The following is a 20239-nucleotide window of genomic DNA, read 5'->3' as shown; positions in this document are numbered from 1 at the left end:
GCCGGCGGTGGTGGCATCTCGGCCACGGGCGCCTCGGCTTGACCGTCGCCGACCAGGCCGGTCTGACGCCTCGAACAGCAGGAGGACGTACGCCCGGCGGCGGCAGAGCCCTCGGGATGCCGGACAGGAGCGCGCCGAGCGGTACGAACGGCGGGCCCTCGGCCTGGTACACCGCAGGACGGTCGGCGCGGCCCGGTTCGTCCGGTTGTACCGCGCCCGCGGCTACGACCAGCGGTGACGCGCTCAGCGCTGATAGATCCCGACCAGGGTGCCGCACCAAAATGACCATCCTGCCGTGCACTGCCGTGGCCCGAGGATGGGTCATCGTCAGCCTCTGGCGCGGGGCCGACGCGCCTGGCTGGAACGGCTGCGACCACCACGCGACCACATCCAGCACCTCCGCGAAGCCCTCCACCGGCTCCGCTCCCCCGCCCCGACCGACTTCCACCCCACCGCCAACCAGCCCCAAAGCGGGCGTGCGACCACACTGCGACCACCAGGACTCCGGGCATGGAAAAGGCCGTCCTCTCACATACGAGAGAACGGCCTCCGACCTGCATGAAGCATGGTCGGGACGACAGGATTTGAACCTGCGGCCCCTTGACCCCCAGCGCCAATTCGGCCGCCCATGCTCTGATCGGGTGAAAGGTGAGTGGACATCCGGCGCGCCCCGGGCGCCGCCGCATCTGCAGAAACGATGGGGGCTTGGTAGGACGGGGGCGTTCCACCGCGACCGAAAGGTGCTCGCCTCATGCCCACCACCACCTGCAGCGCGCCAGGGCACGGGACGCCCCCGCGTCCGAAGTCCCGTTGGGGACGCCGGCTTACGGCGTTCTTCGCCGGCACCCTGATGGCTGCCGCTCTGCCCCTGGCCGTCGGAGCCCCGGCGGCCCATGCGGCCGTCGGCATCTTCGAGTACCCCGTCCCCACACCAAACAGCACACCGATCGGCATCACCACCGGGCCGGACGGCAACATGTGGTTCACCGAGACCAACGGCAACAAGATCGGGCGGATGACCCCGACGGGGAGCATGATCGCCGAGTACCCGGTGCCCACCCAGTTCTCCGCCCCGCACGACATCACCACCGGGCCGGACGGCAACGTCTGGTTCACCGAGCGGAGCCTTGTGTCCAACAAGGTCGGGAAGATCGACCTCAGCGGCACCATCACCGAGTACCAGGTGCCCGAAACCTTCAGCGAGCTCACCGGGATCATCTCCGGGCCGGACGGCGCACTGTGGTTCACGGAGCAGAACGGCAACCGGATCGGCCGGATCACCACCGCGGGCGCCATCACCGAGTACGCCGTGCCCACCGGGCACAGCCAGCCGAACGGTATCGCCGCCGGGTCGGACGGCAACCTCTGGTTCACCGAAACGGCGGCCGGACAGATCGGCAGGATCACGCCCGCCGGCGCGGTCACCGAGTTCCCGATTCCGGGCGGCGGCGCCCCAACCGGGATCGCCGCCGGTCCTGACGGCGCCCTGTGGTTCACCGAGTTCGGCGGCGAGAAGATCGGCCGGATCACCACGGCCGGTGCCATGAGCGAGTACCCCATCCCCACCACCACGGGGCAGCCGGAGGAAATCACCGCGGGGCCGGACGACAGCCTGTGGTTCACCGAGCGCAACAGCGGGAAGATCGGGCGGATCAGCACGGCCGGCGTGATCGCCGAGTTCTCCCTGCCCTCCTCGGAGCGCGGCCCCTGGGGCATCACCACGGGTCCGGACAACGACATCTGGATCGCCGAGACCGCGAACTACATCGGCCGTCTCGACCTGACCGATGCCGACCTCGGCGTCACGAAGTCCGACGCGGGCTCCGACCCCGTCGATGTGGGGCAGAACGTGACGTACACGCTCACCGCGACCAACAACGGCCCGCAGACCGCCGAAGGGGTCGTCCTCAAGGACACCCTGCCCGCCGGACTCCAGTTCGCCTCGGCATCCGCCGGCTGCACCGCCGCCGGCACCACTCCGGACGTCGTCACCTGTGACATCGGCACGCTCACCGCCGGGAACAGCGCCACGCGCACCATCACCACGACGGCCACGACCGAGGGGACCCACACCGACACGGCAGCGGTGGCCGGCGCCGTCTCGGACCCCGTCCCGGCCAACGACCTCGCATCGGAGACCACCACCGTCGCGGCGACCACGTGCTTCGGCGAGCAGCCGACGATCACCGGCACCCCCGGCGACGACCAGATCACCGGCACGCCCGGGCGCGACGTCATCCTGGCCCGCGACGGCAACGACACCATCAACGCCGGCCCCGGCAACGACCTCATCTGCGGCGGCCCCGGCGCGGACAACATCACCGGCGGCCCCGGCATCGACCAGATCGCCGGCGGCCCGGGCAACGACATCCTCCACGGCAACCCTGGCAACGACACCGTGACGGGCGGAGACGGCGACGACTCTCTGTTCGGTGAAGACGGCAACGACAACCTCGACGGCGGCCCGGGCACGAACACCAACAACGGCGGCCCCGGCACCGACATCTGCACCAACCCCAGCACTGGCCCCAGCTGCCCCTGACACCGAGTGGGTGCTCCCGGCTCCGGGAGCACCCACTGATCTTGACTGGCGTTGATCCTCTTAGGGCCTCACGAATTTGGATGGCCGAGTGCGATCGTGGTCGCGGTCTTCGTTCCGTGTTCGGGAGTCAGCAGGTCCGAGGCCCGCAGGATCAGCACCGGTAGACGCGGCCGCGGTCAGCGGTGGTGCGCGCGTTACCGGGACTACGTCCACAACGACCTCGCGCAGGCCTTCGGGACCCTGAAGCTGGACGAGCTCGGACACCGTCACATCGCAGCCTTCGTCACCAGCGAGCTCGCCGCCGGCCGCGGCCGGACCAGCCTCTACCGATGCCTGGCCACCCTCTCCAGCGCTCTCGGCGACGCCTTCCGCCAGCACCGCCTCCCCCACAAACCCCGCCAGTCCCCCAGCCCTTCACCGGCCACCGTCGCCCGAGCGACGGATCTGGACCGCTGACGAAGCCGTCCGCTTCCTCCAGCACTGCCTCCAGGCAGACCCGGAGATGGCCGACCTGTTCGAGTTCCTCATCGGCACTGGCCTGCGCAAGGGCGAGGCCCTCGGTCTGCACTGGGACGACGTCCACCTGGCCGAGCGTGTCCTCTATGTACGGTGCACGCTCTCCGCGATCGACAACAACCACCTCGTCATCACCACGCCCAAGACCCGTACCAGTCGGAACTGGGTCGCCGTCTCACCCCGCGTCGCCATCGCACTCGAGCGCTGGGCCCGGTCAAGGGCCCGCCGCGACAGCGACCCAAACGATCCATTCACCGGACTTGTCTTCTGCAGACCCGACGGCCGACCCCTGCACCCCCACACCGTCCTCGACCGGCTCCGGCAACTCTCCAAAGAGGCTGGTGTACCGCAGGTGACCATTCACGACCTGCGCCACCTGGCCGCCACGATCACCATCACCGCCGGAGTCCCGCTCACCGTGGTCTCCAAGACGCTGCGGCACTCCGCCCTCTCGACCACCGCCAACATCTACAGCCACCTCACCCAACAAGCCGCCCTCGAAGCCGGGGTCGGTTGGGTGAGGCCGGTGGCGGTGAGGCAGCCGTCTCTACAAGGTGGGGTCTGAGCTGGATTCTGCGCAACTCGCGACGGAGGACACGGTCGAGGTCGTCGGGTGTGTCGAAGGCGGTGTTGGTCATTGCTCTGCGCACGAGTGACCAGACGGCCTCGACGGGGTTCAGGTCGGGCGCGTAGGGCGGGAGGCGGATGGTGGTGAGCCAGTCGTGAGCTTTCGGGACAACCTTCGCGCAGTTCCGGTCACCCTGGGATATGAACAGATTGCACAGGGTAGTCAGGTGCCTCGTGAGGAGGGCTCTCCTCCACACGTCCCCGGACCCGACGAAGGAGTCGCATGTCCCTCCCGACGCAGCAGGTGGAAACCGCCTACGGAACGATCGCCGGACGGATCGAGAACGGAGTAGCCCGATTCCTCGGCATCCCCTATGCCGCGGCCCCGGTCGGCGCCCACCGCTTCGCCGCGCCGGTCCCGCCCGCCGAGTGGGACGGCGTGCGGGAGGCCTTCGAGTTCGGCCCGACACCGCCCAAGCCCACCGTCGAGGGCCAGTTGGGCGCCCTGATGCCGGACCCGTCGGTCCCCGGCGACGACTGGCTCAACCTCAACGTCTGGACCCCGGAAGCCACGGTCGGGACGGGGCTCCCCGTCATGGTGTGGATCCACGGCGGCGCCTTCACCACCGGCTCCTCCGCCGTGACCGCCTACGACGGGGCCACCTTCGCCCGTGACGGCGTCGTCTGCGTCACCCTCAACTACCGCCTGGGCGTGGATGGTTTCGGCTACATCCCCGACGCTCCGCTGCCCGCCAACCGAGGACTGCGCGACCAGATCTTCGCCCTGGAGTGGGTCCGGGAGAACATCGCCGCCTTCGGCGGGAACCCCGACGACGTCACCGTCTTCGGCGAGTCCGCAGGCGCGATGAGCGCCCTCACCCTGCTCTCCCTCGACACCGGCCTCTTCCACAAGGCCATCGCGCAGAGCGGCACCGCGCACATCACCCAGACCCTCGAGGACGCCACGCTCGTCCTGGAGGCCATCGCCGCCGAGGCGGGCGTCGCGCCCACCGCCCAGGCCCTCGCCGGGCTCCCGATCGTGGAGCTGATCGCCGCCCAGAAGGCGGTCGGCGCCGCCATCACCACCACCGCGGACCCGGTCAAGTACGGTCCGACGACCATCGCCTCCTGCGGCATGTCCCTGATGCCCGTGATCGACGGGGACCTGATCACCCGGCGCCCCATCGACGCCATCGCGGCCGGCGCGGGCAGCGGCGTCCCGCTCCTCGCGGGCACCAACACCGAGGAGTTCCGGCTCTTCATCGTGCCGACGCCGATGGTCTACTGGCTGCTCCCCGGGCAGTTCAAGGACCGCGTCGAGGCCTACGGTGCCCCGGCCGACTTCTACGACCAGTACAAGGTGAACAGCACCTCCGCCTACCCCCGCAACGCGCCGTCCGGGGCCGCTGCGGCCGTCCTCACCGACCGGATGTTCCGGATCCCGACCTTCCGGGTCGCCGAGGCCCGGGCCGCCTCGGGCGCCGAGACCTACGTCTACGAGTTCGGCTGGCGCTCGCAGGTGCAGCCCAACAGCATCCAGGTGCGGCTCGGCGCGTGTCACGCCCTGGAGCTCCCCTTCGTGTGGGACACGCTCGCCGTTCCGGACAGCCTCCCCATGACCGGCCCCACCCCGCCGCAGGACCTCGCGACGGTGATGCACGCGGCGTGGGTGGCCTTCGCCCGGTCCGGCCGCCCGGGCTGGTCCGCGTACGACACGGGAACCCGCCCGGTCATGACCTTCCGCAAGGACAACGGCGAGGACGACGTGATCGTCCCCGACCCCCGGGAGAGCGAGCGCAAGCTCTGGGAGGGCGAACTCGCCCCCACCGAAACCGCCTAGTGCTGTGGCCGGGAAGGTTTGCCGGGTCGCGGCGTCCGGTGCGGTGCATCGCAAGGCGGAGGACCGCGGCTCGTACTGGACGTACTTCCGCGGTCCGACAACGCGGCGAGGTGCCGTGCCGGGCGTCGCGACCCGGTGAACCTTTCCGGTCACAGCACTAGACCGGATCCAGATCCAGCAGGCGGGCAGCCATCGCGCGCATCTCGACCCTGCGGATCTTCCCGGTGACCGCCATGGGGAACTCCTCCACGACGTGGACACAGCGCCGGATCTCAGCGACGGGCCCTACAGCGCCGCGGCCCTGGTCATGGCCACCGGTCCGTGGCACGTCCCGCGCCCGTTGGACGTGCCGGGGCTCGACGAATTCGCCGGGCCCGTGCTCCACACCGCCCGCTGGGACGACAGCGTCGACCTGGCCGGGAAGCCTGTGAGCGTGGTCGGCAGCGGCGCCTCCGCCGTGCAGGTCGTCCCGGCCATCATCGGCCGGGCGGCAGCCGTGCACCTCTTCCAACGCACCGCCCAGTGGGTCCTGCCCAAACCCGACCTGGCCCTGTCCCCACGTACTCGCCCGCTGGCCGACCCCTGTATATCAGCCGACTCCCAAGTCCTCAGGGGGCCGTTCGATGGCCTGGGAGCGCAGTTGCTGGGTGAGACCCCCGTCGAAGAGGTAGGTCGCGCCGTTGGCGAAGTCGAAGACCGGTGTCGCCAGCGCCGCGACGGCGTGGACCACCTCGGCAAGGGTGGCGTAGCGCTGTAGTGGGACGTCCCGGACGAGGGCGTCGAGGTGCGCCCCGTCGGCAGAGGTGGTCGAGGAGGCGTCGATGGGGCCGATCGCGATGGCCCGGGTCGAGATGTGGAGCGGGCCGTACTCCAGTGCGAAGCTGCGGGTGAGGCTCTCGACGGCGGCTTTGGCCGCGTCGTAGCCGGCCTTGTAGCGGTGTGCCCGGGTTCCGCCGACGGAGCCGAGGACGAGCAGGGCGCCCGGTACGCGGTGGGCCGCCGCGGCCTCGGCGACCGTACGTAGGACCGCGTAGGTGGTCACCAGGTTGTCCTCAATCGCCGCACGGAAGGCGTCCACGTCGTTGGCGGCGATCCGGGCGAGGTGGGGTACCCGTCCGGCCGCGTGGAAGAGCTCCACGCGTTCGGCGCCGTCCAGGAAATCGTCGACGAGTTGGGTGAAGCGTTCCGTGCGGCAGTCGACAGCCTGCCATCCCGGCACCGTGCCGGCGGGGGCCCCGGCCGGTTCAGAGTCGATGAGGAGAAGGTGTCCCGGCTGGGCGGCGAGGTGTGCGGCGAGCGGGCGGCCGATGAAGCCGGCTGCTCCTACGACGATGCGGTGGACCATCATGCCGCCAGGATTCGGTGGTAGAAGTCGGTGAGGGCGTCCGCTGCCTCGTCCCACCGCGGCAGGGTCAGCGCCCCCGGCCCGCTCACCATCCGCTGTCCTTCCGGCTGGACGGTCAAGGCCTCCTGCCAGCGCAGCACGGCCATATCGTCGTCCCACGGCTCCACGATCTGCCAGTCCTCGATCACCGGCCCATAGGCGTCCGCTCCCACCGGCGGTGGTGCCAGGATCCGGCGGCCTTGCTGCGCCGCGGCCACCAGCACGCCGCTTGACCACACCCGCTGGTAGGGCAGCGCGACCCAGTCCACCTGCTCCAGCAGCCGCCCGAACTCAGAACCGGGGTGGAAGCCCGGAAGGTAGCGGACGCGGTCGTGGGCGGCCGCGATCTCGGTCAGGGTGTGGTGGGTGGACGGATCGTCCGGGTATCCCGCGACCAGCAGCCGCTGCTCCCCGGTGGCGTGCCGAACGAACGCCTGCGCGAAGGCCGCGGTCCGCTTGTAGGGGCGCAGCCGTCCGAAGCAGCCGATCGTCGCGCCGTACGGAGATCCCCCTCGACCGGGGACGAGGTGGAGGTAGAGGGGGTGGGGCAGGTGCAGCGCCGGACCGGGCAGCCGGCTACGGATCCGGCGAGCGGCCAACTCGTGCTCCTTGGTGAAGAAGTGGGCGCCGTGCGTGAGCGAGTCGACCTCGTCGATGAACGCCACATTGCCGTGTGTCCCCTCTTCGTGCGGGGCAAGGTCGTGCACCGTCTGCACCAGCCGCGTCCCCCTGGCGGCGAGCTTCCGCAGGAGGGCGACCGCCTCGGTGTCGCCGAGCAACCTGGCGAGCATTTCAGGCCAGTGCAGGTGCACGATGTCCGGCGCCGCACCGACCAGGTGAGAGAGGTCTCCGGGGGCGAACCCTGGTTCGTCGCGACACAGCCCCGGGCGCAGCACCACAGCCCCTCGTGCTGCGAGGTGGCTCTCCTGGAGTGCGACGTAGTCGTTCCAGCTGCACGTCTCGGGTATCTGGAGCACTCGGAGTCCGGTCACCGCACAGCCACCTTCTGAAACCCCACTGTGGGGCAGAGGTCCCTGGCTGCGGGGAGGGCCGGGGGTGACGGCGCCGTACGGGTCATGAATCCTCCGCCGTGGATGGCAGTGCACTTGACGTGTCCGTGATGAATGTTCACAGGTGAGGCGGTTGGTAGCGCCCAGGATCCGGGAAGTGGCCGGATCCCGCCGGCGCCGACGCGCGTGCCGAGTTCTTCTTGACGGCGTTACCGCTGTCCATGCGCCGCTTCCGCCGGTCCCGAGAGCCGGCGGGTACACCGTTCACCTCGACAGTTCGGCGATCGGCGCATGGGCCGGACTCGGCGAGCGCGGCTGGTATGGGAGGTGGTGGCGCCGGGTAGGGCGGAACCATGCCCAACATCCCCCTGGCCGAAGTGGCGCTGCGAAGGTTACTGACGGTCGTCGACCAAACGGCGGAGTTGGCAACAGGGTTGGCGTCCGCCCTCCGGATCAGCCCGAATGACGCCGCGGCCCGCACCGCCGTGCCGGCACCGCTCGGCGTCGACGCACTGGCGTTCGGGCCGACCGACTTCGAGGCGGTGGCCCGCCATCTGGAACCGCTGGACCAGTTGATCGCGGCCGTCCCGCCCGATGCCGACGGGATGCGGTGGCGCTACCTGGACGAAGCCGTTCTGTTCCGGTGCGAGACGGAAGTGCCCACGCAGTTCGATGACTTCACCACATCCCTGGACATCAGCCAGGTGATCGGTCTGACCAGCGGCTACCTTGGCGGCCGTACGGACGTCCGGGCACGGGATGAGGCCGGCAGGCCGATCAGGCAGCTGGAGCGCAGTATCAGCCGGGCCCAGCCCGTCTATCTCGCGCTGTCCGGCGCCGACGTGCTCGACGTCTGCAAGCTGGAGACCATCGATTACGGCCCGGACGAGCAGCTGCTGCGCTGGCGGCAGGTCCACAGTGCGAACGGCTCCGCGCTCCAGGACGACGGCTCGGTGTCCTTCGCCCGGACCCCGGGCGGCACCAGCGTGACCATCTGCGCCTATCAGCAGTTCGTCCTCCCCCCGTTGTGGCGGGCGATCACCCCCGTGCTGTGGTCCGGGCTCCGGCGCGCTCTGGTGGAGGACGCCTACCGCAGGTCCTTCCTCACCACCCTGAGCACCCTGGTAGCGCACGGGCAGGGCGCCGCCGTGCCGTTGGAGGAGACGCCCGGTGCCGACTCCTCGCTCTGGGACGCCGTCGCCCGGGCGGCCGAGCCGTTGACCCCCGTGGCCCTGCGGCGGTCGGCCCGGCCCGCGTATACCGACAGTTCCGGCTTCCGCCACTTCAGGCCCGAAAGGCAGCCCCGTTGACCCCGTCGGCCACCCGGCAGCGCGAGTATCCGTACGCCTTCCACATCGCCCTCGACGGCAATGGTCTCAACGGACTCGAAGGCCGGGCGGGCGTCTGTGTGTTCCGCTACGACCCCGCCACCGGCCGGTACGCGTACAAGATCGACTACTACGACGGCATCGCCGGCGGTCATGCCGTCAGTGTCAGCCCGGACCACGCGCTCGGGTTTCTCGGGAACACCGGCCAGCACCTGCTCTTCTATGACGCGGCGACGCTCGCCGAGGCCGACCGCCTGTCCACCCTGCGGGTCGAGACCACCGACTCGTCCATCAAGGGCACCACGCACATCGCCTGGCTGGGCGACCGGGAGATCGTCGGAGCGATCGGCGAGCACCTGTGGCGGTTCGACCTCGACAAGCTCGACCGCCCCGAACGCCTGGGCCCGCATGGCCTGAAGCTGCCCCACGCCATGAAGACCACGGCGTCGGGCCGATACCTCGTCTACGGCGGCATGGACCACCCCGGCCGCGGTGAGGCCCGCGAGGTCGGCATCTTCGACCTGCACACCGGCACGGCCCGCCGCGTCGAGTTACCCGCCACCTGCTGGCATGTGGCAGTCCACCCTCACGAGGACCGCTTCTACGCCCTCTCCTTCCGCGTCCTGCCCCAGGAAGGACACGACTGGCACGAATGGGCCATGGCCTACCTCAAGGAGTACGTCTTCGAGATCGACGCCGAACACGCGCAGGTCCTGCGCCATTGGACGGCCCCCCGCGAGACCCCGGCGCACATCAACTCGGACGTCTGCGTCTCCGACCGCGAACTGATCTACTGCAACGGCGGCAGCGGCACAATCGTCATGATCGACCTGGACGACTTCGCCACCCACCGGATCATCGACGAGCGCCCCGGCCTGCCCGAGCAACTGCTCGCCGCCCGCCAATCACTCCATCAGGTGACCGACGCCTTCACCCGCGGCTCACCGACCGCGAGCAGCAGGCACTTCCTCTCCGCCCTGCGGGTCTCGCGCGGAACCCTGCTCGATTCGGTCTACGCCTGCCAGCTCTCCGCCGACCAGACCCTGCTGTTCACCGCCAACCGCGGGCTGAACACCATCACCGTCTACGACTACCCCGCCAACACGGTCCGACAGCGGGTGCACATGCCGGAACTGCGGCAGTACGTCGCCGGCCTCTCCTGGCGGCACGACCCGCGCCTCGGCTTCCACCACAGCACACTGGTCTCTCCTCGTAAACGCGAATTCACGACCCAGGCCGGTGACTCCCCAACCTGACGCTCAGCGCCCACTACGGCTCAAGACGATGCTGCCCCTGGGCAGACCGAGATCCGGACCAGTTGCGGACCACCCGCTGCCACCCCGGCCATGGGCAGACGTTTTCCTGGTCAACGGGGGTACGAGCGGTGTACCAGGAGCAGACGAAGAATCTGCTGGGCGTCCCGCGGAGCTGGGTCAAACGCGTTGCCCTTGGCGCAAAGACAAGGGGAAAGAGCAGGTCACAGGGGGCGCATGGGTCGTGGTGGTCGCAGGTGGTCGCACGAGACTGGAGGTGTCGACTTTCCCTCCGCCTCCCGGAGGCGATCCCCATGCGTACCACCGGAGACCGCGGCCGCATCTACCGGAGATGTGGCTGCCGCGACACATTGCGTCACCAACTCGGAGCGCACTGCCCACACCTGTTCGCTGACGGTGACCACGGGACGTGGACCTTCGCCGTCCCGAAGACCCGCACCAGTAAGAACTGGGTCGCCATCTCACCCCGCGTCGCCACCGCGCTCCAACACCGGTCCCGGGCAAGGCCCCTCTCCCGCAACGATCCAGGCGATCCGTTCTCCGGACTCGTGTTCTGCAGACCCGACGGCCAGCCACTCCGACCTCGGGGCATGCTCGACCGGCTCCGCTCCCCCGCCCCACCCGCGTTCAGCACCATGGCGAACCAGCCCCGAAGCGGGCGTGCGACCACGCTGCGACCACCAGCATTCCGGGCATGGAAAAGGCCGTCCTCTCGTGTGTGAGAGAACGGCCCCCGACCTGCGTAAAGCATGGTCGGGACGACAGGATCTAAGGGCGCACAGCGTGCACATCCGTACATGCTGTGCGCCCATCGACGTGGGCGCTGGTCCCCAACTGGTCCCCAAGGGGCACCACCTGACCCTCGGGCCCGCCCGCCGTCACAGACGGCCACCCGGGGGAAAGCGGCTCAGTCCTCCCAGTCGATGATGCAGAACTCCGGGCCCATCACGTTTGCCCATGTCAGATCCGCATGTGCAGGCACCCAGCGCTCGACCGTGGTGTCGAAGAGCTCCGGAAAGACGGCGCCCAGCTTCGCGGTGACCAGCTCCTGATTGATCAGCTCGGTGTCCGGGGTCGCAACCCGGGGCGTCTGCTGGGCTGCGAGGGCATCGAGGGACGTGTTCAACGCCGCCCACCAGGCTCCTGGGAGGCCCGGGTCTTCGAGCATCAGGGCACCCTTCCCGACTGGCGCGGCGGTGATCAGCTCCAGCTCGTCCGCCCGCCACATCACTGGCTCGCCCGGCGCCCGCCAAGGCAGTCCCTGGTACCACTCCGGCATCACAACGTCCCGCAGCACCGCGGCAGCCTCGGTGCCGTTCCACCCCTGTTCGCCGATCCGCTGCCATTTTGAGAGCTCCTCGGGGACGAACGACCGTAACAAGAAGAGCTCTCGTCCACGGCCCCACCGTCAACACAGCACCCACTCTCCAGCATGCGGAATGGAGGTGCACTGATCACCGTCAGCAGTAGGGTGCTGCCCTGCTTCGGTCATCGCCGCTTGCATCCCTTCGTCCCGCCGCCTCGGGGGAACTCACTGGTGACTGTCTCCCCGACCTGCCAGGCGGCCGCCCGTAACGCGCACAACGCACCGCACATAATGCCCACTGGCCAACCCGGGCCGCCGCCGCAACGCCGGTGTCGACTCGGCGTGAGCAACTGGAGCGGTGCGTGCGAGGGGGCCGACTGCGGCCGGCACGTGGTTGAGCTCGTCCACCCCTCATTTCGCTGAACCAGCATGCCTTCCCGCACGGCACGTGGGCGTGGGATCCACACCGGCTTGACGGCGGCCCGGATCGCTACTGCTCGGCGACCGTCGCTCCCCGCTGCCGACGGCCCATAGAGGTTGGAAACTGGAGTAGTGAGCGACCTCCTTGGATATTTCCGGCGTCGGCTGCTCGGCTCGACCACGAGCTCTTCCTCTCTCCCTCGGCGTCCCCGCTCAGGACACCACCAGGAGCAGCAGGAGCACGCCCAGCCCCCCAAGGGAAGGGCGCGGCGGCCGCAAGGCCTGTCCTCCCTGCTGAGCGTGCGCAGCGTGGCCGGCGAAGTGTTCCTCCTGCAACTGGCCGTCGTGGTGCTTCTCGTCGCCGCCGCGGTGGTGGCGCTCGTGGTGCAGGCCCGGAGCGACGCCATGCTGGACGCCCGGCACCGTACGCTCGCCGCCGCCGGAACGTTCGCCGAATCTCCGGGCATCATCGCGGCCCTGCGCAGCCCCCATCCGAGCGCGGTGCTACAGCCGAGCGCCGAGGCGGCCCGGGAGATCGCCGGGGTCGACGGCATCAACGTGTACACGCTCGATGGGCGCACCCTCACCCACAGTGACCCGCGACAGATCGGGAAGCACGTCGTCGGCCCCTTCTCCAAGGCGGCGGCCGGCACATCCTTCACCGAGACGTTCGAGGGGTCCCTGGGGCAGTCCGTGGTCTCGGTGGTCCCCGTCAAGGACGCCACCGGCCGCGTCATCGCCATCGTCTCCTCCCCGGTCACGGTCCAGAACGTCCAGAGCATGGTGAACCGGCAGCTGCCGGTCGTCCTCGGCAGCGCAGCCGCGGTGCTCGCCCTGTCCGCGGGCGGGACGGCTCTGGTGAGCCGTCGGCTGCTGCGCCGGACCCACGGCCTGGGACCCGCCGAGATGACGAGGATGTACGAGCACCACGACGCGGTGCTGCACGCGGTGCGAGAGGGCGTACTGATCGTCGGCGGCGGTGGACGGCTGCTGCTGGCCAACGACGAGGCGCGGCGGCTGCTGAACCTGCCGGCGGACGCGGAAGGACTCCCCGTCACCGGGCTGGGCCTGGAGGAGGGGATCGCCGAGCCGATCGCATCGGGCCTTTCCGCGACCGACGAGCTGCACATGGCAGCCGATCGGCTGCTGGCGGTGAACATCCGGCCCACCGCCCCCTACGGGCAGGCCGGGACCGTCGTCACGCTGCGGGACACCACCGAGCTGCGGGCCCTCACCGGCAGGGCCGAGGTGGCCCGCGAGCGGCTGAAGCTGCTCTACGACGCGGGGGTGCAGGTCGGAACGACGCTGAACGTGGAGCGCACCGCGGAGGAACTGGCGGAGGTGGCGGTCCCTCGGTTCGCCGACGTGGTCACGGTCGACCTGCTGGACCCGGTGCTGCGCGGCGAGGAGCCGCCCGAAGCGAACACCGAGATGCGCCGCACCGCCGTCGTCGGCCTTCAGGGCGACCACCCGCTCTCCCCCGTCGGCGAGCTGATCCGGTTCGCTCCCACCGGTCCCATGGCCGCCGGGCTGGCCGGCGGCCATGCGGTCCTGGAGGCGGACCTGCCCGCCACCCATCACTGGCGGGCCCAGAACCAGGCCAACGCCCTGCAGATCCTGGACCGCGGCCTCCACTCCCTGATCGTCGTGCCCCTGCGGGCCCGGGGCGTGGTGCTGGGGATGGCCGGCTACTGGCGGGGGCAGGACTCCCCACCGTTCGACGAGGAGGACGTGTCCTTCGCCGAGGAGCTGACCGCCCGGGCGGCACTGTCCGTCGACAATGCCCGCCGCTACACCCGCGAGCACAACATGGCCGTCACCCTGCAGCGCAGCCTGTTGCCCCGGGGTGTACCGGAGCAGTCCGCCGTCGAGGTCGCTCACCGCTATCTGGCCGCCCAGGCGGGGGTGGGCGGTGACTGGTTCGATGTCATCCCGCTGCCCGGCACCCGGGTGGCCCTGGTGGTCGGCGACGTCGTCGGCCACGGTCTGCACGCCGCCGCCACCATGGGCCGCCTGCGCACCGCCGTGTACAACTTCTCCACCCTCGACCTGCCCCCGGACGAGCTCCTGAGCCACCTGGACGAGCTGGTCACGCACATCGACACCGACGAGCAGGAGTGGCAGGGGATCACCGGAGCCACCTGCCTGTGCGCCATCTACGATCCCGTATCGGGGCAGGTGGCTGCCGCCACCGCCGGGCATCCGGGCCCCGCTCTGGTCCGCCCCGACGGAACCGTGTCCTTCCCCGAGGTGCCGGTCTCCCCGCCACTGGGCCTGGGCGCGGGCCTGCCCATGGAGACCATGACGGTCACCCTGCCCGAAGGCTCCCGGCTGGCACTCTTCACGGACGGGCTGATCGAGAGCCGCGACCGCGATCCGGACGCGGGCCTGGCAGCGCTGCGCGCCGCCCTGGCCGGGCCCGCCCGTACCCCGGAGGAAACCTGCACCGCGGTGATCGACGCGATGCTGCCCACCAGGCCCAGCGACGACGTCGCGCTGCTGGTGGCACGCACCCGCCGACTGGACCCCTCGCGGATCGCCGAGTGGGACGTGTCCCCCGAACCTGCGGCGGTGTCCCCGGTGCGCAACGCCTGCTCCCGCCGACTGGCGGACTGGGGCCTGGAGGACATCGCCTTCACCACGGAACTCATCCTCAGCGAGCTGATGACCAACGCCATCCGCTACGGCACCGAGCCCATCCGGGTGAGGCTGCTGTACGACCGCAGCCTGGTCTGCGAGGTCTCCGACGGGTCCAGCACCTCCCCGCACATGCGCCGGGCCGCGGACACCGACGAGGGCGGCCGCGGCCTGTTCCTCGTCGCGCAGTTCGCCGAGCGCTGGGGCACCCGCTACACCGCCCGCGGCAAGATCATCTGGAGCGAGCAGGCTCTCCACGACGGGGCTGCACTGCCCGCAATGGATCTCGGGGAGGCGCTCTTGGCCGGGTGGGACGACGAGGGGTTCTGAGAACGCGCCGGTACGGCAGCCGCAGGGAAGACGGCGGACACCACGGTCCGGGACTGCGCTGCCGAGGCCGCCGAACGTACGCTGGCCTCGATCAGTACGCGACCGCCCGTTATGGAGCCTTTGTGCCCGCACCCCGTGTCCGGACAGCCTCTCTCGCCATCTGCCTGACCCTCGCGGCGGCGCCCCTCGGCGCCTGCGCGGACAAGCCCGCCGCCGCGCCCAGAGCACCCTCGGTGGCCACCTCCGCCCCGGACGCCGGCGGCATGGCCGCACTGACGGCAGAGGCGAAGAAGGAGGGCGTGCTCAACACGATCGCGCTCCCGAGGGACTGGGCCAACTACGGCGCACTGATCGACGGCTTCGAGAAGAAGTACGGGATCAAGGTCACGGTGGAGAACCCGGAAGGTACCAGCCAGGACGAGATCAACGCCCTGAAGGAGCACAGGGGCGGAGGCCGCGCCCCCGACGTGATCGACGTGGGGGGCTCGTTCGCGCAGTCCGCGGCCCGGCAGGGCCTGCTCGCTCCGTACAAGGTCGCCCCGTACGACGAGATCCCCGAGGAACAGAAGGACCCGCAGGCCCGCTGGTTCAACAACTACGGCGGCTACATCTCGATCGGCTGCGACGCCAAGCGTGTGAAGACCTGCCCCTCGACCTTCGCCGATCTGCGCAAGCCCGAGTACAAAGGCCAGGTAGCGCTCAACGGCGATCCCACCAAGTCCGGCTCCGCCTTCGCCGGCGTGTACGCGGCGGCCTTGGCGAACGGGGGTTCCTTCGACAACATCCAGCCCGGTATCGACTTCTTCGCCGAGCTCAGCGAGAACGGCAACTTCAACCCGGTCGAATCCTCACCGGACACGATCGCGAAGGGCCAGACCCCGATCAGCATCGACTGGGACTTCCTCAACCTCGGATACGCCGACGAATTCCGCAAGAAGGGCGCGGACGTCGACTGGCGGACCGCCATCCCCTTCGACGGCAGCTTCGCCCAGTATTACGCGAACGGGGTGAACAAAGACGCCCCGCACCCCGCGGCGGCACGTCTGTGGCAGGAGTACGTCTTCAGCCCGGAGGGCCAGAACGTCCGGCTCGGCGCCTATGCACGCCCCGTCCTCATGGACGCCATGGAGAAGGACGGCACCCTCGACAAGGCCGCCGCGGAGAAACTGCCGACGGTCGAGGGCGCTCCGACGTTTCCGACGGAGGCGCAGAGGGAGAAGGCGAGAGAGACCGTCAACCGCGGCTGGGCCGAGGCCGTCTCGGGCTGAGGACTGGGGGCGCTCCTGGCCGGGCGTGCGCCCGCCCCTCCTGGCTGGAACCTGCCCCCATACCGGCCTGGTGGAGCTGCTCCGCGGCTCGGACCTGCGCCGATCGGATGAAACCGGGCATGGCCATGACGACTCATCGGCTCAATGACGACGCTCTCAAGGGGCGCGGCGGACGCGGGCGAGGACGAGAACCGTGTCGTCGGCCGGCGGGGTGGGCAGCAGGCTCGCGAGAATACGGTCCGCCATTGCTTCCAACGCTGCCGGGGCTCTGCCCAGTTCGGCGCGCAATGCTTCCAGGCCGGCCCCGATGTCACGGCCGCGTGCCTCGATGAGGCCGTCGGTATACAGGGCAAGGGTCGCGTTCCGGGGGAGTTCGATCTCGGTCGTACGGAACGGGACGCCTCCGACGCCGAGCGGGACTCCCAGAACTTCGTCGATGGCCTCCACCGTGCCGTCCGGCCGGAGGACCAGTGGCGGGGGGTGGCCGGCGCTGGCGATGCGGGCGCGTCCGGTCTTCGGGTCGTAGACGATGTAGAGGCACGTCGCAAGCTGGATGCCGGCCTCCTGGGCGCACTCGTCGAGCTCGGCGAGCAGACCGTCAGGCTCGCTGTCGTGCCTGGCCAGAGCCTTGGTGGTGATACGAAGGCGGCCCATGGCGGCGGCGGCCGACACCCCGTGCCCCATCACGTCGCCCACCACGAGAACGACCCGGCCGTCCGGCAGATTGATCACGTCGTACCAGTCGCCGCCGACCTCGGTGATCCGACTGCCGGGTACGTACCGGTGGGCCACTTCCACGTACGGGCTGGTCGCCAACGCGCTGGGCAACAACGCCCGCTGCAGGGTGAGGGCGATGTCCTGGACGCGGCTGTACAGACGGGCGTTGTCCAAGCAGATCGCAGCACGTGAGGAGAGCTCACTGGCCAGGCTGACGTCGTCCCGGGTGAAGGCCGGCCGGCCCTCGGACCGGCCGAACATGGCGATTCCCTGGACCGTGCCCCTGGCGATGAGCGGGGCGACGAGGACGCAGGCCAACCCGCTCTCGGCGAAGAGCCGTGCGCGTGACTCGATGAGGACGGTCCTGGCCAGGAACTCCTCGTTGACCACGGCGGAGATGGCGCGACCGGTCCGCAGCATGTCGTGGATGACGGAGCCGGGCGGATACCGCACCGTCTCCACCCCGCTCACGAGCTCGGTGGCCGGAGGGGGCAGGATCGTCCCGGAGGCGATCCTGCGGGTGAACAGCGGCCGCGCCGGCTCAAAGTCCTCTGCCTCGTCCATCCACTCCACGACTTCGACCACGGCGCCGTCGCAGAAATCCGGCATTGACGCGTCGACCAGCTCCTGGGCGGTGACGTTCACGTCCAGGGTGGTCCCGATACGAGTGGAGGCCCCGTCCAGCAGAGCCAGCCGCCGACGGCTGGCGGTGGCTTCCAGGATGGCCTGTTCCCGGTCCGTCACATCCACCATCAGCCCACCCACTCCGGGGCGCGAGCCGACCGCCTGACTCAGGGCAAAGAAGCTCACCGAACGCACCTGGTCACGGTCCGGATGCCCCCGCGGACGCATACCCACCAGCGCCCCCACGACCGGCGCTCCGCCCAGGGCGACCGCGCGGAGCATGCGCTGGTACTCGCCGCCGTCGGACATGATCATGATTTCGTCCATGTGCAGCCCGAGGTGCGCGTCGATCGGAAGGCCGTCCATGTCGGCGAGCGCCTGATTGAGGTGGACGTACCGGAGGTCCGGGTCGAGCATGACCAGACCGATGGGGCAGGTCTCGAAGAGGGCGTCGAGGAAGGCGAGGTTGGTCTTGACCCGATCGAGCTCGTCGCTGCGGCTCGCGAGGATCATCACCACCGAGGGTCCTCCGGCTCCGGTCACGGAAAAGACCCGGAAGCCGCAGTCGAAGACCGTGCCGTCACGATGCCGTGCCGTCAGCCGGCCCCTCCAGTACCCCAGGGTCCGGCCTCGCTCCGTCAGCCGGGCGCACGCATCGGAGTCGCCAGGGGGCCCGTCGGCGAAGAGAACGGCGCCGGGCTTCGACAGGACGGCTGTCGAGTCGTACCCGAAGAGGTCCGTCGCGCCAGGCCCCCAGTAACAGACGTGGTCGCGGTCATCGATGCCGAAGACGGCCACGGGCACATGCTCCAGCAGGGTGCCCGGCTCGGACCAGAACGGGCCGTGAGCCTTCTCGCCCCCCGGCCGAGCCGATGGCACGAGATATCCCCTTCCACTCGCCGTTCCATCCATTATCCGGAAACCACGGGCATTCCGCGGCGCGGAGCGGTTTTGTTCGGACGAACGGGCCGGCCGGGCCGCTACGCAGCTTCGTCCACGACGAGGCACGTCGCGGCGGGGGCATCGGGCGTGGTCGGCGACGCGACGCGAGCGGTGCGCTTCCGAAGGAGTGAGCGGCTCATCGGGAGGGCTCGCTCCGGGGCCGCCGCCCACCGCCGATACCCTGCCGGTCGGCCGTCTGCGCGCTGGCGCGGCGGGCGGGGTCGGTGAAAGCCCGCCGGACGGATTCCTCGAGGAGAGCAAGCTCCGCGCGTACCGCCGGCAGACGCTCGGCCGGCTGGGTTTCGAGCAGGTCGTCCAGCAGCGCGCGGAGCCGCCTGCACACCTGGAGGGACGTGGCCCCGTACTCACGGATTTCGGTGACGCCGAGCAGCAGGTAATCCTCCCAGCCGCGGCCCGGCACCACCAGCCGGGGCCGGCCCTCGCCGTCGGCGAGCACGTACCGGCCGCGGAGCCGGGCCCGGCCGACCACGTGCAGGAACGTGTCGATGTGGTTGAGCACCTGCACGGCGGTCGTGGGGTCGTTCACGGCGGGAGAGAGGGCACGGATGGCTATGTCGACGAGGATGCGCAGGGCGAAGGCGGGATCCTGCTCGATGGTGCGCTCGGTTCCGAGGGCGACGAGCCCGGTCACCCGCCGTGGGTCGGGCGCCCGCTCGGAGCCGTGGGCCTCGACGAGGGTGGTGCCGGGCGGTACGAAGTCGCCGACCTGGTGGGCCAGGACGAGGACGCAGTCGTGGCGGACGGCGGTGGCGATCAGCCCCGCCGCGTCGAACGCCTGGATGACTCCGCCCCGTTCGGACCGGATGTGGGTCACCGGACCGGCAGGCGGCAGGGAAGCCTCGTCGCGTGCCGAGGAGCGGTGGATGCGTTCCGTCGCACGGATGAGCACCTTCTCGCCCAAGCGCCCCACCAGGTCCGCGATGGCCACGGGCCGGAGGTTGTGGGTGAACCGGTTGAGGTAGATCAGCAGAAGCATGAGGCTGACGGAGACGGCCACGCCGGACAGGGTCACCCCCAGGTCGGGGACGGTGTCCGACTCGATTTTGCGCAACAGGGAAAAGGCGTACGCGAACGTTCCGGTGAACGTGGCCAGGACGGCCTTCTGCAGCCGGTCGCGGTACCACAGGCGCATGTAGCGCGGGGACAGCGTTCCCGTGGCCTGCTGGACGACGAGTACCCCGATCGTCACGACGAACCCCAGCAGCGCGACCATGGATCCGACGACCGAGCTGAGCACAGTGCTCGCAGTCGTCGCGGAGTACTGCCAGTCGTCCGGCAGCCAGCCCGCCCTGTGCACACCGGCAACCCACTCGGCGAGCACCGCCCCCAGCAGGAGTCCGATCAGGGGGACGATCCACAGGCTTGCCTTGGCGTACTGCCGCAGCCGGAAGCGCGCCGCCCAGGACATCATCGCCGGCTCGCGTGCGGCGCAAGGTTCGACAGCACGGGCAGCCTCCGGATTCGGCGGTGCGATGCGGCCTGAACATCCAGTTCGTGCGTTCCCATGCTAAAG

12 protein-coding genes and 3 pseudogenes are annotated in these 20239 nt (G+C 70.0%); 9 read left to right on the top strand and 6 right to left on the bottom strand.

Annotated elements, in window-relative coordinates; translation table 11 throughout:
- The first annotated feature begins 751 nt into the window (after nucleotides 1-751).
- From AC3IYI_RS33720 to AC3IYI_RS33710, 3 genes and pseudogenes are all read left to right on the top strand, one after another.
- The gene (locus AC3IYI_RS33720; RefSeq protein ID WP_489407227.1) at nucleotides 752-2542 is read left to right on the top strand and encodes a virginiamycin B lyase family protein; all 1791 of its coding nucleotides are present in this window, start codon (nucleotides 752-754) and stop codon (nucleotides 2540-2542) included.
- A gap of 96 nt (nucleotides 2543-2638) precedes the next feature.
- Nucleotides 2639-2998, top strand: a complete 360-nt coding sequence (locus AC3IYI_RS33715; protein WP_489407226.1) for a hypothetical protein — start codon at nucleotides 2639-2641, stop codon at nucleotides 2996-2998.
- 46 nt (nucleotides 2999-3044) lie between these two features.
- Nucleotides 3045-3485, top strand: a pseudogene (locus AC3IYI_RS33710) (tyrosine-type recombinase/integrase); the annotation flags it as partial.
- A 41-nt stretch (nucleotides 3486-3526) separates the two neighbouring features.
- Here the strand turns inward: AC3IYI_RS33710 and AC3IYI_RS33705 are convergent.
- A pseudogene (locus tag AC3IYI_RS33705) lies at nucleotides 3527-3783 on the bottom strand (transposase); the annotation flags it as partial.
- A gap of 125 nt (nucleotides 3784-3908) precedes the next feature.
- Here AC3IYI_RS33705 and AC3IYI_RS33700 point away from each other — a divergent pair.
- Both AC3IYI_RS33700 and AC3IYI_RS33695 read left to right on the top strand, forming a co-directional pair.
- On the top strand, nucleotides 3909-5465 hold the full coding sequence (locus AC3IYI_RS33700) for a carboxylesterase/lipase family protein (RefSeq protein ID WP_489407225.1): 1557 nt from the start codon (nucleotides 3909-3911) through the stop codon (nucleotides 5463-5465).
- Nucleotides 5466-5772: 307 nt separating this feature from the next.
- Nucleotides 5773-5979, top strand: a pseudogene (locus AC3IYI_RS33695) (cyclohexanone monooxygenase); the annotation flags it as partial.
- A 75-nt stretch (nucleotides 5980-6054) separates the two neighbouring features.
- Here the strand turns inward: AC3IYI_RS33695 and AC3IYI_RS33690 are convergent.
- Entirely contained in the window at nucleotides 6055-6813 is a 759-nt protein-coding gene (locus tag AC3IYI_RS33690; RefSeq protein ID WP_489407224.1) for an SDR family NAD(P)-dependent oxidoreductase, read from the bottom strand.
- Complete coding sequence (locus AC3IYI_RS33685; protein ID WP_489407223.1) at nucleotides 6810-7841, bottom strand: glycosyltransferase family protein; 1032 nt, start codon at nucleotides 7839-7841, stop codon at nucleotides 6810-6812. Before AC3IYI_RS33685 ends, AC3IYI_RS33690 begins: the two co-directional genes overlap by 4 nt.
- Nucleotides 7842-8212: 371 nt before the next feature.
- Between AC3IYI_RS33685 and AC3IYI_RS33680 the strand changes: the two genes are divergently transcribed.
- Both AC3IYI_RS33680 and AC3IYI_RS33675 read left to right on the top strand, forming a co-directional pair.
- Nucleotides 8213-9169 (top strand): hypothetical protein, encoded by a 957-nt coding sequence (locus AC3IYI_RS33680; protein WP_489407222.1) that lies wholly within the window; start codon nucleotides 8213-8215, stop codon nucleotides 9167-9169.
- A complete protein-coding gene (locus AC3IYI_RS33675) occupies nucleotides 9166-10443 on the top strand; it encodes an NHL repeat-containing protein (protein ID WP_489407221.1) in 1278 nt (425 codons plus the stop codon). Before AC3IYI_RS33680 ends, AC3IYI_RS33675 begins: the two co-directional genes overlap by 4 nt.
- Nucleotides 10444-11368: 925 nt before the next feature.
- Here AC3IYI_RS33675 and AC3IYI_RS33670 read toward each other — a convergent pair.
- Nucleotides 11369-11758: a hypothetical protein gene (locus tag AC3IYI_RS33670; RefSeq protein WP_489407220.1), complete on the bottom strand. Its 390-nt coding sequence runs from the start codon at nucleotides 11756-11758 to the stop codon at nucleotides 11369-11371.
- Nucleotides 11759-12487: 729 nt separating this feature from the next.
- On the opposite strand from AC3IYI_RS33670, the gene AC3IYI_RS33665 reads away from it, so the two are divergent.
- Both AC3IYI_RS33665 and AC3IYI_RS33660 read left to right on the top strand, forming a co-directional pair.
- Nucleotides 12488-15154, top strand: coding sequence for a SpoIIE family protein phosphatase (locus tag AC3IYI_RS33665; protein ID WP_489407219.1), 2667 nt, complete (start codon nucleotides 12488-12490; stop codon nucleotides 15152-15154).
- 122 nt (nucleotides 15155-15276) lie between these two features.
- The gene (locus AC3IYI_RS33660; RefSeq protein WP_489407218.1) at nucleotides 15277-16422 is read left to right on the top strand and encodes an ABC transporter substrate-binding protein; all 1146 of its coding nucleotides are present in this window, start codon (nucleotides 15277-15279) and stop codon (nucleotides 16420-16422) included.
- Between the two features lie 156 nt (nucleotides 16423-16578).
- On the opposite strand, the gene AC3IYI_RS33655 is transcribed toward AC3IYI_RS33660, so the two are convergent.
- Nucleotides 16579-18642 carry a SpoIIE family protein phosphatase gene (locus AC3IYI_RS33655; RefSeq protein ID WP_489407217.1) on the bottom strand — a complete coding sequence of 688 codons (2064 nt, stop codon included), beginning with the start codon at nucleotides 18640-18642 and terminating at the stop codon, nucleotides 16579-16581.
- A 199-nt stretch (nucleotides 18643-18841) separates the two neighbouring features.
- Nucleotides 18842-20137 (bottom strand): DUF2254 domain-containing protein, encoded by a 1296-nt coding sequence (locus AC3IYI_RS33650; RefSeq protein ID WP_489407216.1) that lies wholly within the window; start codon nucleotides 20135-20137, stop codon nucleotides 18842-18844.
- Between the last annotated feature and the right edge of the window lie 102 nt (nucleotides 20138-20239).

This window comes from Streptomyces sp. GL_148 (genome assembly GCF_057834205.1).
The sequence above is the reverse complement of the archived record's forward strand: the minus strand, read 5'-3'. Positions and strand labels throughout refer to the sequence as shown.

Bases quoted from the DNA above. Each gene is read 5' to 3' on its own strand.
- AC3IYI_RS33720 (WP_489407227.1), top strand. From the start codon at position 752: ATGCCCACCACCACCTGCAGCGCGCCAGGGCACGGGACGCCCCCGCGT.
- AC3IYI_RS33700 (WP_489407225.1), top strand. From the start codon at position 3,909: ATGTCCCTCCCGACGCAGCAGGTGGAAACCGCCTACGGAACGATCGCC.
- AC3IYI_RS33690 (WP_489407224.1), bottom strand. From the start codon at position 6,813: ATGATGGTCCACCGCATCGTCGTAGGAGCAGCCGGCTTCATCGGCCGC.
- AC3IYI_RS33680 (WP_489407222.1), top strand. From the start codon at position 8,213: ATGCCCAACATCCCCCTGGCCGAAGTGGCGCTGCGAAGGTTACTGACG.
- AC3IYI_RS33650 (WP_489407216.1), bottom strand. From the start codon at position 20,137: ATGATGTCCTGGGCGGCGCGCTTCCGGCTGCGGCAGTACGCCAAGGCA.